At 36.1% G+C, this 18,120-nt stretch carries 9 protein-coding genes; 8 read left to right on the top strand and 1 reads right to left on the bottom strand.

The features are described from left to right. Positions 1-53: 53 nt before the first annotated feature. Positions 54-1,664, bottom strand: coding sequence for a GLPGLI family protein (locus EM308_RS12615; RefSeq protein ID WP_231560009.1), 1,611 nt, complete (start codon positions 1,662-1,664; stop codon positions 54-56). Positions 1,665-2,017: 353 nt separating this feature from the next. Here EM308_RS12615 and EM308_RS12610 point away from each other — a divergent pair, with 353 nt between their 5' ends. The 8 genes from EM308_RS12610 (at position 2,018) to EM308_RS12575 (ending at position 18,105) form a co-directional block, all read left to right on the top strand. Beyond that, the gene (locus tag EM308_RS12610; protein ID WP_035636883.1) at positions 2,018-2,770 is read left to right on the top strand and encodes a GntR family transcriptional regulator; all 753 of its coding nucleotides are present in this window, start codon (positions 2,018-2,020) and stop codon (positions 2,768-2,770) included. Positions 2,771-2,796: 26 nt separating this feature from the next. Next, positions 2,797-4,707 carry a peptide-N-glycosidase F-related protein gene (locus EM308_RS12605; RefSeq protein ID WP_081907259.1) on the top strand — a complete coding sequence of 637 codons (1,911 nt, stop codon included), beginning with the start codon at positions 2,797-2,799 and terminating at the stop codon, positions 4,705-4,707. A gap of 33 nt (positions 4,708-4,740) precedes the next feature. Further along, positions 4,741-7,407, top strand: coding sequence for an ROK family protein (locus EM308_RS12600; protein ID WP_035636885.1), 2,667 nt, complete (start codon positions 4,741-4,743; stop codon positions 7,405-7,407). Positions 7,408-7,463: 56 nt separating this feature from the next. After that, on the top strand, positions 7,464-8,900 hold the full coding sequence (locus EM308_RS12595) for a sugar porter family MFS transporter (RefSeq protein ID WP_051877765.1): 1,437 nt from the start codon (positions 7,464-7,466) through the stop codon (positions 8,898-8,900). 9 nt (positions 8,901-8,909) lie between these two features. Further along, on the top strand, positions 8,910-9,725 hold the full coding sequence (locus tag EM308_RS12590) for a xylose isomerase (protein WP_035636896.1): 816 nt from the start codon (positions 8,910-8,912) through the stop codon (positions 9,723-9,725). A gap of 127 nt (positions 9,726-9,852) precedes the next feature. Beyond that, positions 9,853-12,291, top strand: coding sequence for a bifunctional YncE family protein/alkaline phosphatase family protein (locus EM308_RS12585; RefSeq protein ID WP_035636899.1), 2,439 nt, complete (start codon positions 9,853-9,855; stop codon positions 12,289-12,291). Between the two features lie 55 nt (positions 12,292-12,346). After that, positions 12,347-15,691: a glycoside hydrolase family 38 N-terminal domain-containing protein gene (locus EM308_RS12580; protein WP_051877766.1), complete on the top strand. Its 3,345-nt coding sequence runs from the start codon at positions 12,347-12,349 to the stop codon at positions 15,689-15,691. Between the two features lie 32 nt (positions 15,692-15,723). Then, a complete protein-coding gene (locus EM308_RS12575; RefSeq protein WP_081907261.1) occupies positions 15,724-18,105 on the top strand; it encodes a GH92 family glycosyl hydrolase in 2,382 nt (793 codons plus the stop codon). The last annotated feature ends 15 nt before the right edge of the window (positions 18,106-18,120 follow it).

Below are 18,120 nucleotides of genomic sequence, written 5' to 3'. Positions count from 1 at the left end.
AGTTTTATTTGTTATGAGTTTATATTAATTACTGATATTTAAGTTTTTATATCCTATTTTTCTCCAATCAAAAATCCAGAAACATTCCATGCACTGCTGCTGTTTCCTTCTTGTTTTCCTAGCGGAATAGAAATGCGAATGGTATGTTTTCCGGGTGAAAGATTACCAAGGTCAATCAGGTTGGGATTTGTTGTTGTTCCCGGACACCAGTTTGATCTGCTTTCGTCTGAGGAAGATAATCCGTTGCCAAAATTTCCCGAAGCAGGATTACTCAATCTATACGAACCACAATCGGTACGCCATGGCGTGAATCCAAAAATTTCTTTGTTGTCTATCAAAATGGTATTTTTTTTCTGCAAAAATTCATCACCATTTTCCCAACCGCCGTGTCCGGTTGTCGTGTAGCTTAATTTGAAATTCTTATATCCTTGCGGTACTTCAAATGTCATTTCGAGTCCTTTCTCGTTGTCAAACATCGTAGAGTATTCCTGTCCCGCCATCTCCATTACATTTAAAGTGTTGAAAAGTGGCAGAATAAAATCTGCTTTTGGATTATTGTCTTCACCTTGATGTATGGTTATGTTTAAACTCGCTTTGTGTCCGCCTGCATCATAATTACCTATAAACATTCCGATATAAACTTCCTGATTGCTTAATTTGGGTTGCAACAGCGAAATATCCTGACGATAGATTACACTATCTTGCCACACTTTATTTTTTAGTTGTAAATAATTGAATTGCTTTACTCCAAAAGGGGTAAAAAAGCGCATCATTTCCAGCAATGGAGTATATTCATCGGTTGAAACTACACCTTGGTATTTCTTGCCGTTCCCATTTTCGTAAGCAGGTAATGTTTTAACACCGTTTTTTAATCCGTCTAGAAATGACATTTTTTTATCTGTTGGGATCATAAAAACGGTACCGGTTCTGTCGTACGCATCACCGTTTGATTGTTCGGTTACATCGGCATAAATAGAACTTCCTCTTTTTATTTCGGGGAATTTTATTTTTCTAACAATTACAGTTCCGCTTGCAAATCGAAGAATACTGTCATTTGATTTGGCATCAGAAACAAAATGAATTTGTTCTTTACTGAAAACAGGAATATTAACAAAACGGCTTTTCCAGAGCAGGTCTTTATAAGTCAATTGGTCAACAGTTTGTATTGAAGGAATGGACAAAAGGGAAGGAGTAGCTTTTAAATTCTCAATTTTGGTGGCTGTGACAGTAGCGTTTCCGTTGCGGATGGTTTCGAGAACCAAACCTAAATTTTGTCCCAAAACGCTTGGACCACCTTTTAATCCTAATTCGGTGGTGTACCAAATTTCAATTTTATTGGAATTTACAGATGTGACTGCTTTTTTGCAGTTGTAATTCAGAATTTTTTTGGTCTCATTACTGAATTCAAATTTTTGTTTTCGCAAAGCTTCATTGTCATTGCTTAGAATTGATTTCCCATTTTTCATTTGTGCCCATTGGGAAATGGTTTGTGTATTAAAGTTTACAAAAGTTTGTTCGAATGGGAAATTTGCTTTTTGCTGCAGGATTTTATTGGTTGTTATCAAACTCAAATCCGAAGAAGCAAATAAAAACATGGGATCTTGATTTTCGGCAATTTTTCCGTTAGATGTCCTTTGGTAGGTTACTTTAATGGCTTTTGGCATTTTTTGGGCAAAGATCAAAGTGACCGTGCAAAATGTTAATAAGGTGATTAAATGTTTTTTCATTATAAAGTTTTATTAAAGTGGTTTTGGAAGGGGAATTGGTTAAAATTTGGATTTATTTGCTAAATCGTTTTATCGAAAAAACAAATATAATTATTTTTCAAATCTAAGTATGAACATATTAGTTTTATTTCATCAAAAAGATGTCTTTTATTTCTTATTTGCTGAAAATCAATTGATAATGCTATAACGTTTTAGTTTAAATTGAAATTTGTTAAATACTGTTAAAAATCAATTGGTTGTATTTTTGTTAAATATTTTTTTTCATTAGATAAAAAAACTATTTTTGTGATATGTATGAACATTTGAACAAATTACCGCTACTGGATCATGACAGCAAGATTCCATTGCATAAGCAAGTGGAAGAATTATTGCGTGAATTGATTAAACATCCCGACTTTAAAGATGGCGAATTGTTTCCAAAAGAAGTTGATTTGGCTAAGCGCTGGGGTATTTCCAGAAACACACTTCGTCAGGCAATTGCTATTTTGGTAAACGAAAATCTTTTGGTGCGAAAGAAAGGTTCTGGAACCCGTGTTTCTCAAAACAGGATTACAACCAATTTAAACAATTGGATGAGTTTTACTCATGAAATGGAAGATATGGGATTGGAATTCAAAAATCTTTCGTTGAAAGCCGAAATGGTTTTGGCGTCCGCCAAAGTAGCCAAACATTTGCAACTTAAAGAAGGTGATGAAGTGTTGCTCTTGCAAAGAACCCGAAGCATTGACGATAGCCCGATGGTGTATTTCGAATCGTATTTTCATCCTAGAATTGGTATCTCGGCTGATGAAAATTTTGAAATCCCTCTATACGAAATATTAGGTAACAAATTTAATGTGGTTCCCGTGTATTCTCAGGAAGAACTCAAAGCGATTGCAGCCAGTAAACGAATTGCGGGGCATTTGAAAATCGAAAAAGACCAACCCGTACTCGAAAGAAGGCGTGTGGTTCTCGACACAGCTAGAAAACCAATTGAATATAATATTTGTTATTACCGCAATGATTGGTTTACCTATACGATAGAAATTAAACGTACAATTTGAAGCGAAAAATAAAGACTTAAATTTTTATGATACGATATTTATTATTATTTGCTGTTTCGATAGGCTGTTTTGCACAAAAACCAGTCGTCAAACACGTAGTGACACACGACAAAACAACCATTATTTGTGATGTGACAACGGGCACAAAAACGTATAGTAAGATGGGTGTTTTTCCATCCGAAAAAGAGTCTATCCGAAAGGTTATGATGAATGTGACATTAGGACGTCCAGATAGTTTGTTTGCCGCACATTGGGATTATTTGGATCACATTAAATTACGAAAAAAAGATGCAAAAGGGAAATGGGTAGAATATGAGTTGGGTCGAATGCTTACTCCTTATGGAAGCATTTACAACAATGGCTGGAACTGGACTTGGAAAGTAGATGTTACGGATTTTTCTCCTTTTCTTAGAGACAGTGTTCAAGTCGATTATATCCATACAGGATATGAGAACAAAACAGTTGGTTGGGCATTGACTATTGATTTTGAAATTGTTTCTGGTCCACCAGTACAGAAATCTCTAGGCATTGTACCTCTCTGGAATGCAGCATATAAATACGGTGATCCTAAAGAAAAAATTGAGGATAATTTACTTCCCATCTCTTATGAATCTGTACCTGAAGCCAAGTATAATCGTATTCGAATTCAACATACGGGACACGGTGCTGATAGACCAAAAGGCTGCAGCGAATTTTGTTCACGTTGGCGAGAATTGAAATTTGACGGAAAAACGATTGATCATCGCAATATGTGGAAAGATTGTGGCGGAAATCCACTCTATCCACAGGGTGGAACTTGGGTTACTGATCGCGCTTATTGGTGTCCTGGAGAGTTGCAACTTCCTGATATTATTGATTTGAAAACTACTGCAGGAAAACATAGCATTTCGCTGGAAATGGAGCCTTATACAGCAACGGCAAATATTCAGGCAGTCGAAAATATTGCATCTTATTTGTTTCAATATTCTGCTCCTGTGCAAAAAAATGATGTTGCCATCGACAGGGTTATTGTCCCTAATAATGAGCAACAGTATAGTCGACTTAATCCGGCTAGCTTTAATCCTCATTTTGTTATTCGAAATTTGGGTTCCGAAAATCTTCGCTCTGTTGTTGTGACTTATGGTACTGATGGATTTCCAAAAGAAACTTATCGTTGGAAAGGAAATTTAGAATTTAATCAAACTGCAGAAATTATAATTCCGGGAGAAATAAAATCCAAAGAAGGAAAAAATAGTTATACGGTTTCACTCTCTAATCCAAATGGTACAAAAGACGGCTGGATGGGAGATAATGAAATTACGACGTCATTCGAATCTCCAAATGTATTGCCAACCCGTTTCATCCTTCAATATCTAACTAATAATAACCCTAAAGATAATACTGTCTTTTTAATTGATAAAAAAGGAGATACTATATTCCGCAAACTACCTTCTAATGTCGAAGCCAATAAGGTTTACAAAGATACCATTAACTTGAAAGAAGGAAAATATGAATTGGGTATTACTGATAAAGCTGGTGACGGATTGGAATTTTGGTCCAATAGAAGACAAGGTGATGGATATTTGAGATTGTTTGATTTAAAAGGCAACATAATCCATGCATTCGAAAGTGATTTTGGAAATAGCGAAAGATTGTGTTTCACTGCTTCTTCAAATTTTAAAGAAGATGGACTACCAGGAAAATATGCCTTTTCGGTTTTCCCTAGAGTCGTTTCAGATAAAACAGAATTGAGTGTTGTATCCAATAAAACCAGTAAAATGACAGTTTTGATTACTATTGATGGTGTAATTTATGAACAGCATGATTATTCCTCGGTTAAGAACGGTTTATTCCCTTTTTCTATGGACAGTATGCCTAGTGGTCGCATTATTTTTGAAGTTTTAATGGATGGTGTCAGTAAGTTTAAAGTCCGTTTAAATAAGGTTGCTAAACAATAATTTATTTGTAGAAAATAAAGCACAACTTAAAATATGAAAAAAATAGGTATTGATGTAGGTGGGAGTCATGTAACTGTTAGCGTTATCGACCATAATAACCTTAATGGAAAACCTCAAGCCGTATTGAGAAAAGAAATTAATGCGAATGCTAATCCAGTTGCAATTATTTCTTCGATTGGCAACTGCATAAAAGAAGTTTTAGACGAAAAAGATACTGTTGACGCTGTTGGAATAGCTTTTCCGGGACCTTTTAATTATGATAAAGGTGTGAGTGAAATTATTGGTGTGGGAGGAAAATTTGAACCGACTTTTGGTGTTCATATTCAACAGGCACTGAAAAATTTCACAGGTTTGAATGCGGTTCCATTTGTATTTGCAAATGATGCGCATTGCTTTGCCGAAGGGGCTTATTTTCGTCATCAACTGAAAAGTAAAAGAACTGTTTTTCTAACTCTTGGTACAGGTTTTGGTTCAGCTTTAATGGCTGATGGGGATTTGGTAGACAACCATCCTGATGCGCCTAAAAACGGAATGTTTTATGATCAACCTTTCTTGGGATCAATTGCCGATGATTGGTTTTCTACCCGATGGCTATTGGGTGAATATAAACGCCTTTCTGGAGAAAGCATAGAATCTGTAAAAGCCATTGCAGATTTAAATACTGATGTTTCCAATGCTGTTTTCAGAAATTTTGGAGCCAATATGGGAGATTTTCTTTTCCCTTGGTTTGAAAAGTTCGGTTGCGAAGAACTTGTCATAGGTGGCAATATCTCAAAAGCCAAAGATTTGTTCTTGCCAGCTTTGGAACAAAAATTAAATACATTAAAAATAAAAGTTAACATCGTTTTTTGTGAGGATGCTGAGCAAAGTATTCTGATAGGAGCGACAATTATTGCAGATAAGAAAAATAAATTACAAATGGAAAACACAATTCTGTCCAAAAGAAAAACGAGTCAAGCTTTATTGCCGGTAAATGCGGTTGTAAAAAACAATTCTGATTATAATATATTCCCATCTTTCCACACCAATTCTGATGTTTTTGTGGGATTTGATTCTCTGGCAAATGAAATTGCTAAACAAAAAACTGTTGTCATCGACGGTTTTGGTGGTGTGATTTGGGAAAACTTCAGAAATCATTTGAATTTGGCTTTAAGCCAAAAAAATATTAATGTGCTTTGGTACGATATTGATTCTTGTTTGAAACCGTCTAGTGAAATTGACGAAATGATCAAACCGAATATGAACGGTGATGATTTGGTTTTTGGAAAAAGATATTCGGGTGAACTTTCGGATTTCTTTGATAGTCAAAAATTGAATATGCTTCAGCCAGATACAGCCGCCGATGTCTGCATTGTTTACGGTACTGGAGCTTCTTTGGCCAATTGGGAAGGTCAATTGATTTATGTCGATGTTCCAAAAAACGAGATTCAATACCGAATGAGAGCCTGTGCTGTCAAAAATATTGGGTCTAAAGAAACTTTGGCGTATTCACAAATTTATAAACGACTTTTCTTTATCGATTGGTTGGTTTTGAATGCACACAAAGAGAATTTGCTGTCAAAAATTGATTTGATTGTAGATGAGCAGCGTATTGATGAGATTACCTGGATGCAGGGAAGTGATTTTAGAAAAGCATTGGATTTAATGTTGGAAAGTCCGTTACGTGCTCGTCCTTGGTTTGAGGCCGGTGTTTGGGGAGGAAATTGGATGAAAGAGCATTTCGAAGATTTGAATCAAGAAGAAGTGAATTATGCTTGGTCTTTTGAATTAATAACTCCAGAAAACGGAATTATTTTTGAAGGAAATAATAATTTATTGGAGGTGTCTTTTGACTTTTTGATGTTCCGTGATAACAAAAAAGTATTAGGAAAAGCGGCTGCACGTTTCGGGAATGATTTCCCAATTCGTTTTGACTATCTTGACACTTTTGATGGAGGAAATCTTTCGGTGCAATGTCATCCTCGTCCAGAATATATCAAAGAGAATTTTGGTGAACCATTTACACAGGACGAAACCTATTATATTTTGGATTGTGCAGATGATGCTAATGTGTATTTAGGTTTTCAAGAGGATATCAATCCAAAAGAATTTGAAAATGTTTTAAGAGAATCACAAGCGACTGGCGAGCCGATTGAAATTGAAAATTACGTACAAAAAATTGGAGCCAAAAAACACGATTTGTTTTTGATTCCAAATGGGACCATTCACGCTTCGGGAATCAATAATATGGTTTTGGAAATCAGTAGTACACCATATATTTTTACTTTCAAAATGTACGACTGGGTTCGTCCGGGATTGGATGGAAAACCACGTCCTATAAATGTTGAGCATGGATTGAACAATGTTTATTTTGATAGAAAAGGAGATAGAGTTCAAGATGAATTTATTTCTAAACAAACAGTAGCTCAAGAATTTTCAAACGGAAGAAAAATGAGTTTATCAACTCATGCAGAACATTTTTATGCCGTTGATCGTTATGAATTTACAGGAGAAATCGAAATCGAAACTCTTGGACAATGCCATATTTGTATGCTTGTTGAAGGTGAAATAGCCGATGTAACTGCAGGGGAAAACTCGCAAACATTCAAATATGCTGAAACTTTTGTGATTCCGGCAAACGTTCCAAAATACAAAATCAATCATAAAGGAGACAAAAAAGCCTTTGTTGTGGTTTCGTATGTCAAAGACAGCTGGTGTTAAACTTAAACCTAATTAATCTATTAAATAACTACCACATTTAACCAAAAAATTATTTTATGAAAACAAAAGAAAACAATTATTTTATTTCTCTCATAACGCTTATCGCAGCTTTGGGAGGCTTTTTATTCGGTTTTGATATGGCCGTAGTGAGCGGGATTATCGAACCATTGAAATTACAATATGCTTTATCATCTGCTCAGGAAGGATTATTTGTATCCTGCGCTTTATTGGGTTGTATTGTTGGTGTTGGTTTTTCTGGCTACCTTAGTGACAAAATAGGTCGAAGAAAAGTATTATTTATTTCAGCAATATTGTTTTTAATCAGTGCTGTTGGATTCTCATTTTCAGAGGTTTATTCGATGTTGATTTTTTACCGTGTGCTCGCAGGTATAGCTATAGGTGTGGCTTCAAATGTTTCGCCACTTTATATTTCTGAGATTGCGCCTTCAAATAGAAGAGGCCAATTGGTCGTTTTTTATCAACTTGCCATTACCGTAGGAATTTTGGTGGCTTATATCAGTAATTTATTTTTACAGAGATATGCTAGCGCAAATGCAGGAGAAGGTCAAGGTTTAGTACATTGGTTGTTTGTTGAAAATGTTTGGAGAGGAATGTTTATTGTGGGGGTTATTCCGGCAATGGCATTTTGTTTGTTATTGTTAATAGTTCCTGAAAGCCCACGCTGGTTAGTACAATATGGCAGAAATGAGGAAGCCTTAGATATTCTTACAAAAGTAAGTGGAGCAGAAACTGCTCGTTTGGAACTGAATTCTATTAAAGAAATGTCAGGCCAAAAATCGGGTGGTATTGGAGAACTTTTGCGTTTGCCTTTGCGTAAATTATTGACTTTGGCAGTGGTACTTACTGCATTGTCTCAATTCAGCGGAATTAACGGAGTGATTTATTACGGACCTACCATTTTAAAACAAGCTGGAATTGTTACAAGCGACGCCTTATTTTATCAGGTAATATTAGGGGGAGCAAATGTTCTCTTTACCTTTATTGCCATTTCAAAAGTAGATACTTGGGGTCGCAGACCATTGTATATTTATGGGTCAATATGTGCAGCATTTGCATTAGCCTTAACAGGTTATTGTTTTGTAGTAGGTATAACAGGTTATTTCATGCTATTTAGTATCATTTTGTTCCTTTTGTTCTTCGCTTTTTCTTTAGGACCATTAAAATTTGTGATTTCAACAGAAATATTTCCTACGCATATTAGAGGAACAGCGTTGTCAATGTGTATCATGACCATGTGGATTTCAGATTGGATTGTGGGTATGTTGTTTCCCTTAATGCGAGATGGATTGGGGATTGCAGCCACATTCTTCATTTTCGCTTTCTTTTGTATTCTTTCTTTTTTATATGCCAAAAAGAATTTATTTGAAACCAAAGGAAAAAGTTTGGAAGAAATTGAAAAAGAATGGAATACTGATTCGAATTCAGGAAAAGAATTGGCAGTTAAAATGGAAGTTTCAGAAGAAATTGAATAATCAAAAATTATGAAAATTCAATTTTATTATCCGAGATGGGGATCAGAAAATGTAGATTGGAATAATTTTTGCCAAAAAGTGCAGGAGGCGGGTTATGACGGTGTTGAAGCTCCGGTTCCAGAATCAAAAGAGGAACAAAAAGTGATTTTGGATGCGCTGCAAAATAATGGATTAAAGTTGATTGGTCAATACTATCAATCTTTTGAAAAAGATTTTGAAACGCATAAAGCCAATTACATTAAGGAGTTGAATATCCTCGCCTCAGCAAAGCCGGTAAAAATTAACGCGCAAACTGGGAAGGATTATTTCAGTTTTGAACAGAATGCCGAATTGTTTGCTGTTGCAAATGGAATTTCCCAAGAAACAGGTATTCCCATTTGTCATGAAACGCATCGCAATAAAGCGTTGTTTGCAGCACATATCGGTTATGACTTTTTGAAAAAGTTACCCGATTTAAAAATTACGGCCGATTTTTCACATTGGTGCAATGTATCCGAAAGTTTGCTAGAGGATCAAGAGGATGCGCTTGCTTTGGCTTGCAAAAAAGTCGGACATCTGCACTCAAGGGTTGGACATTCGCAAAGCGCACAGGTAATTGATCCGCGACTGCCAGAATTCAAAAACGAATTGGAAGCGCACTTGAAATGGTGGGATACGATTGTTAAAGATTATCAGGATAATAATAAAGAGGTATTGACGATCACTACAGAATTTGGACCAGCTCCATATATGATTCATCTGCCCTTTACAAATATGCCGATTGCCAGTCAATGGGACATCAACATATATATGTTACATTTACTGAAAGAAAGGTATTGTAAATAATGCCTACAAATAAATAAAATAATTCAATCTTTACTCCCTCTCCATTGGAGAGGGGTGAGGATGAATAAGAATGCTAGTTTATATATCTATTTGATATGAAAAATGTTTTAGTTCAAAAAATTAAATAATGGTAAATCGATTTAGTATATTGGCTTTTATCTCTCTGTTTTGCTCTTTTGGTTTATTGGCGCAAAGCCATTCACAAAAAGAGACAAAGACGGTGTTATTGCCTAATGGATGGTCAATTACAAATGTGGGAAGATCATTGCCATTAGGTGATTTACCTTTGAATATTGCTGTTAGTACATCCAAAAAGAGAATTGCCGTAACCAACAACGGATTAGGAAAACATTATATTCAACTTATAGACACAAAATCGGAACGACAAATCGACAGCATCATTATTCCGTCCAGTTGGTATGGACTGAAATTTAGTTCAAATGATAAAAAACTTTATGCTTCGGGAGGAAACGACAATGTTATTTTGCGCTACGATTTAATTGGGAACAAACTCAAACTTAACGATACGATTACTTTAGGCAAAAAATGGCCGAATAGAATTTCGCCTGCTGGCTTTGATATCGACGAGAAGAATCAGTTACTTTATGTGGTGACCAAGGATAATAACTCACTTTATGTGGTTGATCTCAAAACCAAAAAAATAAAAAAGCAACTTCCTTTGGGAGGAGAAGGTTTTACCTGCGTTTTGTCTCCTGATTTGAAAGAATTGTATGTGAGTTGTTGGGGATGCGAAAAATTATTGATTTATGATACCGCCAAAGAAGAATTTGCAGCTTCGATAGGAGTAGGTAGTCATCCAAATGAAATACTGCTTACAAAAAAAGGTGATTTTATTTTTGTAGCCAATTCCAATGATAATTCCGTTTCTGTCATCGAAAGAAAAACACGCAAGGTTGTTGAGACTCTTAATGCAGCTTTGTATCCCGATGCACCAGCCGGTTCAACCACAAATTCGCTTGCTTTTAGTGGTAACGAGAAACAACTTTACATCGCTAATGCCGACAATAATTGTCTCGCCGTTTTTGATGTTAGCCAACCCGGGAAAAGTAAATCACTAGGGTTTGTTCCCACGGGGTGGTATCCAACTAATGTGAAGATTGTAAACAAAAAGATATTTGTAACCAATGCAAAAGGGTTTGTTCCGTTGACAAACTTTCAGGCACCAACGCCTTATACACAAGGATATGACTTAAAATATAGACAAGAAGACGCATCAAAACCAAAATCAGTACATTCAATTGGAGAATTATTTAAAGGTGCATTAAGCATTATCGACCAGCCTTCAAAAGATTTATTGGCAGCTTATACAAAAATGGTCTACCAAAATTCTCCTTATTCTAAAGAAAAAGAATTAAAAGCACATAATGATGTAGGAAACCCTGTCCCAATGAAAGTTGGCGATGTAAGTCCTATTAAATATGTGTTTTATGTCATCAAAGAAAACCGCACTTATGACCAAGTTATGGGTGATGTAAAAGAAGGAAACGGCGATCCTTCCCTGGTAATGTTTGGAGAAAAAGTAACTCCAAATCAGCATAAATTGGCAAAAGATTTTGTGCTTTTGGATAATTTTTATGTTGATGCCGAAGTTAGTGCCGATGGTCATGCGTGGACACTTGGCGCTTATGCTACCGATTATCTGGAAAAAATGTGGCCTACCTGTTACGGCCGAGCTTGGGATTATCCAGGTGAAGGACGAAGAGCGATTGCAAACAACAAAGCAGGATATATCTGGGATGCTTGCAAACGAGCAAACATTTCGTATAGAAGTTATGGAGAATTTATAATTGCCAAAAAACCTACTATTTCAGTTTTGCAGAATAACTATTGCAAAACTTTTAATTCTTGGGATGAATTGGCCGAAAAAGATGTAAACCGATTCGAGCAATGGAAAAAAGATTTTGATTCGTTGGTAGCTATTAAAAAAGTTCCACAATTTAATACTGTTCGTTTTCCAAATGATCATACCGAAGGTTTACGAAAAGGGCGTCCGACTCCAAATGCGCATGTTGCCGACAATGATTTGGCAACCGGTCTTCTTGTTGAATATTTGAGCAAAAGTCCTATTTGGAACGAATGTCTGGTTTTGATTGTTGAAGATGATGCCCAAAGCGGAACCGACCACGTAGATGCTCATAGAAGCACTGCTTTTTTGGCTGGGCCGTATGTAAAACGAAATTTTGTAGATCATACCATGTATTCTTCGACTTCATTTTTGCGTACGATTGAGTTGATTCTAGGATTAGCTCCTTTGTCACAGCACGATGCAGGTTCGACTCCGTTGTGGAATAGCTTTACGCACGTTCCGGATTTTTCACCATTCAAATCGGTGCCTTCCAATATAGATTTAAAAGAAGTAAATGTTGCCATGAATAAATGGCAGCAAAAATCGGAAACTTTTGATTTTTCCAAAGTCGATGCTGTTCCCGATTTAGAATTTACAGAACTGCTTTGGCATGCAATAAAAGGAGATGCGGTTGCATTTCCCGGACCAAGACGTGCCGCTTTTGTTAGACTGAGTGAGAGAAAGGATGATGATGACTAATACCAAATAGTTAATACCATTTTTTTAATAATTAATTAGAATAAAAATAAAGATCATGAATTTAAAAAAACGAAGCACAAGCCAATTATCAATTGTCCTTTTGATTTTTTTGACAGCACAATCGGTTTTGGGGCAAAATGAAGTTCCTTTTTTTGGAAAAATTAATTGGATTAATGGCTTCTCCAAAGAAATCAGCGGAGAAAATATTACCTATAATTCGGCGTTTCAGGATTATGCGACAGTTGCTCTTTTGACAAGAAATACCGATGGAAATAAAACTATCGAATGGGAAACAGCGCCAGTGCCAAAAGATAGCAAAGGAGAATATGTTTATTTCGGATGGGTAGCAGGTCACTCTTCGGCAACAAGCGGTGGAGACAGAAATTATGATTTGTATGTTAATGACAAAAAGATTCTGACTTTTACAACTTTACCAAAAAATCAAAAACCAAACTGGATTTTTAAAGCAGATGATGGATCGGCTTTGGTGTTTGAACAAACTAAATTGGATGGGGCAAATGATTCACAGGGATATGCTTTCTTGCGTATTCCTTCCAGCAAAGTAAAAGCCGGGCAAACGGTACGTGTGAAAATTATTGGACAAAAACAAAACAGCAATGACTGGTTTATGACTTTCAAATTCCCATTCGTGGAAAATGTAAAAGTGCTTCCAATGCCTTTCCTTCTAAAAAATGGTACACAATCTATTGCTCTGACAGTTTTACATTTTGGAAAAGATGAAAACGTAAAAGTAAAAATCAATGACAAAGAAAATTATAGTTACAACATTAAAAACGGAATAAATTATTTTGATGTTCCAATTACCGCTGTTGCAAAAGAGGAAAAAGTAAAAGTACAAGCTTCGATTGCAAATAAAACTTATATCAACGATTATTTTGTTGTTAAGCCAGTTGTTTACAGAGAACTTCACTTAATTCATCATGCTCATACAGACATCGGTTATTCTCATATTCAGCCTGATGTTATAAAAATCCATAACAAAAATATTGTCGATGCACTCGAAATGATTGAGAAAACAAAATCATATCCAGCAGAAGCAAAATTTAAGTGGAATGTAGAATCACTCTGGGCTGTTGAAAATTTTCTGAAAGTTGCCACACCTGCCCAAAAAGAGAAGTTTGTTGCAGCTGTAAAAAACGGGGATATTTTCCTTTCGGCTTTGTATGCAAATTTGCTTACTGGTATGAGCGAGCCTGAGGAAATGTTTCATTATACAGAATATGCAAACAAATTGCGTAAAGAATTTGGTTTCAAAATAAATGGTGCAATGATTTCGGATATTCCTGGATTTGCATGGTCAACCGTAACGGCGCTTTCAAAAGGAGGTGTGAAATATTTCTCAATTGGCTCGAATTTCATGGGGTTAGATCATCCATATTTGGGTGATAGAGCAGGGCATTTTCTTAAAAATTGGGGAGATAAACCAGTTTGGTGGACATCACCTTCGGGGCAGGAAAAAGTGTTGTTTTGGGCTGGAGCCAAAGGGTATTCTTCTTGGCATGGTATGAAACCAGGTGATATATATGAAAGAGGTGCTAAAAAAATTGCAGATTATCTAAATGAACTCACTGCAAATAATTATCCTTATGATATGGTGCAGTGGCGTTTTAATATCGTTGCCGATAATGGACCGATTGAACCCAATATTTCTGATTTTGTCAAAAACTGGAATGAGAAATATGCTTCTCCAAAACTGGTTTTGAATACTACAGAAAACTTATTTGAAGCGTTCGAGAAAAAATACGGGGATAAAATTCCAACTGTAAAAGGTGATATGACACCTTATTGGGAAGACGGAGCCATTTCGTCTGCTGAAGAAGAAGGTATAACCAGAAAAAACAGTTTGAGACTTCAACAATTGACTACGCTTTATACAATGTTGGATTCTAAAAAATACGACCAACATAATTTTTACGAGGCATGGAGAAATATCCTATTGTTTCATGAGCATACTTGGGGAGCACACAATAGTACTACAGAGCCGGATGTTCCCTTTGTAACAGAACAATGGAGAATTAAAAGACAGTACATGCTCGATGGTGACGCACAGATAAATGCTCTGGAGAAAAATTTATTTGAAAGTCTAAGTAATTCACAATCTAAGAAAATTGCAGTATTCAATACTTGTTCGTGGAATAGAACTGGCTTGGTTATTGTAGAATCGGCAATTGAGGGGAAATCGGTGAAAGATGAAAAAGGAAATATTTTGCCGTTGCAAAAATTAAGTAACGGAAAATATGCATTTATTGCCAAAGATGTACCCGCTTTTGGAACTGCTACTTTTGAAATTACAAATAAAACAGCACCAGCTTTGACTAGTAAATTTGTTTTGGGAGAAAATTCATTGTCAAACGGGCAAATTGAATTCAGTTGGGACAAAAACAACGGAAGTATAACAAATCTTAAAACCGTTTCGGATTTTAACTATGCCGGTGATTTCAAAAAACAAGGATTGAACAGTTATTGGTATGTGGCCGGACTGAATCCAGAAGATGCACAAAGTAATGGAAATGTTCAAGTGAAATTTATTGAGAAAGGACCTGTAATGACGACAGTTTCTATCACTTCAGATGCTCCGGGTGCCAATAAATTGGAACGTATTATTTCGCTCTACAGTGGAAGCGATGAAGTGTTGATTCATAATGTTTTGGACAAAAAAGCTATTCGCGAAAAAGAAGGAGTTCATTTTGGGTATCCTTTTAATGGACAATTTACCAAAACCACTCTTGATGCCGGATACGGTTCTATTGAATTTTTGAAAGACCAATTGCCGGGATCTAATATGGATTATCTCTACGGAAAAAGATGGATGGATGTATCTGATGGGACTAAAGGTGTGCAATGGATGTTGTTAGAATCTCCTCTGGTAGAGCCAAATAGCATGATTGATGAAAGAAAAGTGGTTGCGCCAGGTCATAAAGAATGGAAACAAACATCAAATCCAACTTCGACTTGGTTCAGTTATGTGATGAATAATTATTGGCATACCAATTATAAAGCAGATCAAGAGGGTGTTGCAAACTTCAAATATGCGCTACGTCCATATTCAGCCGTAAATGATGCTTATAGAGAAAAAGAAGCTGCAGAATTCACTCAGCCTTTGATTGGGATTGTAATCAAGGAAGATGTAAAATTGCCATCAAATCTATTTGAACTGACCAATTCAAAAATTGTGGTAACAAGTTTGACACCAAACGAAGATGGCTCAATATTAATGCGTTTGTTCAATCCTGAAAAATCGGAACAACAAACCAAATTCATATGGAAATCTTTGCAACCAAAATCAATAATTGACGTGACGAGCGGAGCCGAAAAATCAAATTCATCCGAAATTAAAATGGTTGGAAGCGGAGTTTCGGAGTTTTTGTTGAAAAAATAATTAAAGTTATCTTTTAAATAGGAAAAACAAATATGAAACAAATATCAAAAAAACTGTTCCTGATGGCTATGGCCATTTCAATTTTATCCTGTTCAAAGAAAAAGGATGATTTCAATCCTGCTTCATGGGTCGATCCACAAATTGGTTCGGTACATGGACGTTGGTTTTTTTACACACCGGCCTCTGTTCCTTTTGGAATGGCAAAATTAGCTCCGCACACCAATGCTTACGGAAGCGTAGGGAGTTGGGAACCTTGCGGTTATGATGACCGTCATCTTTCTATTGAGGGTTTTGGACATTTTCATGAATTTCAAATTGGCGGTTTGGTGGCAATGCCGGTAACAGGAAAATTGCAGACTACGCCAGGAACTTTAGAAAAACCAGAAACCGGTTACCGTTCTACTTTTGATAAAAAAGACGAACATGCCGAACCAGGTTATTATTCTGTTTTTTTAAAAGAATATGGAATCAAAGCCGAGTTGACAGCTACCGAAAGAGTAGGTTTTCATCGTTACACTTTTCCAGAATCGAAGGAATCTCGTATTATTTTCGATATTGGGCACCGTCAAGGGGAAAGTAGTGGCGTGACTGAAGCTACGATGAAACTTTCGGGCAAAAATACTTTGGAAGGAACCATAGAAACTTATCCGGAATATCTAAAATTTTGTGATCCAGACAAACGCGTGAAAATGTATTTTGTTATTCAAATGAACAAAACACCAGAATCTTACGGTTCATTCGTTGAAGATAAAACATTTGATAATCAATCGGAAACCAAAGGAATCGGGAACGGAATGTACGTGAATTTTGCTACCAAAAAAGGAGAAGTTATCGAAATGCAGGTTGGGCTTTCTTATACAAGTATCGAAAACGCAAAACTGAATTTGAAAACCGAAGCAGAAGGTCAGAGTTTTGATGCTGTAAAAGTAGCAGCTCACGAACAATGGAACGAAAAATTAGGTCGAATCAAAGTTGAAACCAAAGACAGTATCAACAAAGTAAAATTCTATACCGGTTTGTATCACGCACTTTTGGGGCGCGGATTAGCGAGTGATGTCGATGGAAGTTATCCTAGACACGATGGGAAAATAGGTCACATTCCATTGGACGAAAATGGAAAACCGAAGTACAACCATTATAATACCGACGGAATTTGGGGAGGATTTTGGAATCTCGGACAACTTTGGGCATTGGCTTACCCAGATTATTTGAGCCAATACATTCAATCAAATCTTGATTTTGCAAAAGAAACAGGTTGGTTACATGATGGCGTGGCCGCAGGAGCACATTCTAACGGAGTTCAGACAAACTGTTTTGGTTTAATGATTGCGGCGACTTATAACTGCGGTATTCGTGATTTTAATGTAGAAGAGGCTTATAATATTGCTTATAAGAATGAAACCGGATACAGCAATCGTCCTTATGGTTCAGGAAAATATGATTTGTCTTACTTTGTAAAAGACGGATATATTCCATCAAGAGATACTATTATATCCAATGGTTGGAAGTTTAATTTTGGGTCATCACATACAGTTGAATTTGCCTATACTTCTTATGGAGTTTCTCAATTTGCAAAAGCTTTGGGCAAAAAAGCAGATTATGAAAAATTAATGAAACAGGCTGGAAATTGGAAAAATATTTTTGATCCAGAAACCAAATTCATCCGACCACGTTACCAAGATGGCAAATTTGTTGAGAATTTTAACCCAATGCAGGCTTGGAGAGGATTTCAGGAAGGTAATGCTTATCAATACACATGGTATGTGCCGCAAGATCCTGCTGGTTTGATTAAAGTTTTAGGTATAGATTTGTTTAATAAACGTTTAGAAAATACTTTTAACGAAAGTCAAAAATCAACTTTTGGCGGCGGAAAAAATATAGATAGTTTCTCTGGATTGGAAATGTTGTACAACCACGGGAATCAACCTTGTTTGCATCATTCTTTCTTGTTTAATTATTCTGGAAAACCTTGGCTGACGCAAAAATGGTCTCGCACGATTTGTGATGAATTCTATGGTACAGAACCACTTCACGGTTACGGTTTTGGACAAGACGAAGATCAAGGGCAATTGGGAGCCTGGTTTGTAATGGTTTCCATGGGATTGTTTGATGTACAAGGACATGCAGCCATGAATCCGACGTTTCAATTTGGAAGTCCATTATTTGATAAAGTAACCATTAAATTGGATAAAAAATATTATAAAGGCGATGAATTAGTAATAGAAACCAAAAACAATTCGAAGCAAAACATGTATATCCAATCGGCTTCTTTTAATGGAGAAAAAATAGAAAATGCTTGGATTGATCGTAAAAAATTAACCGACGGCGGAACTCTAATTTTTGATATGGGAGCAAATCCTAATACAAATTGGGGTGTAAAAACACCTCCACCATCAATGAGTACTAGCAAATAATTTAAATTAAATAAA

Origin of the sequence: Flavobacterium gilvum (assembly GCF_001761465.1) — a bacterium.
Lineage (GTDB): Bacteria > Bacteroidota > Bacteroidia > Flavobacteriales > Flavobacteriaceae > Flavobacterium > Flavobacterium gilvum.
This window is presented reverse-complemented; position numbering and strand designations above follow the sequence as displayed.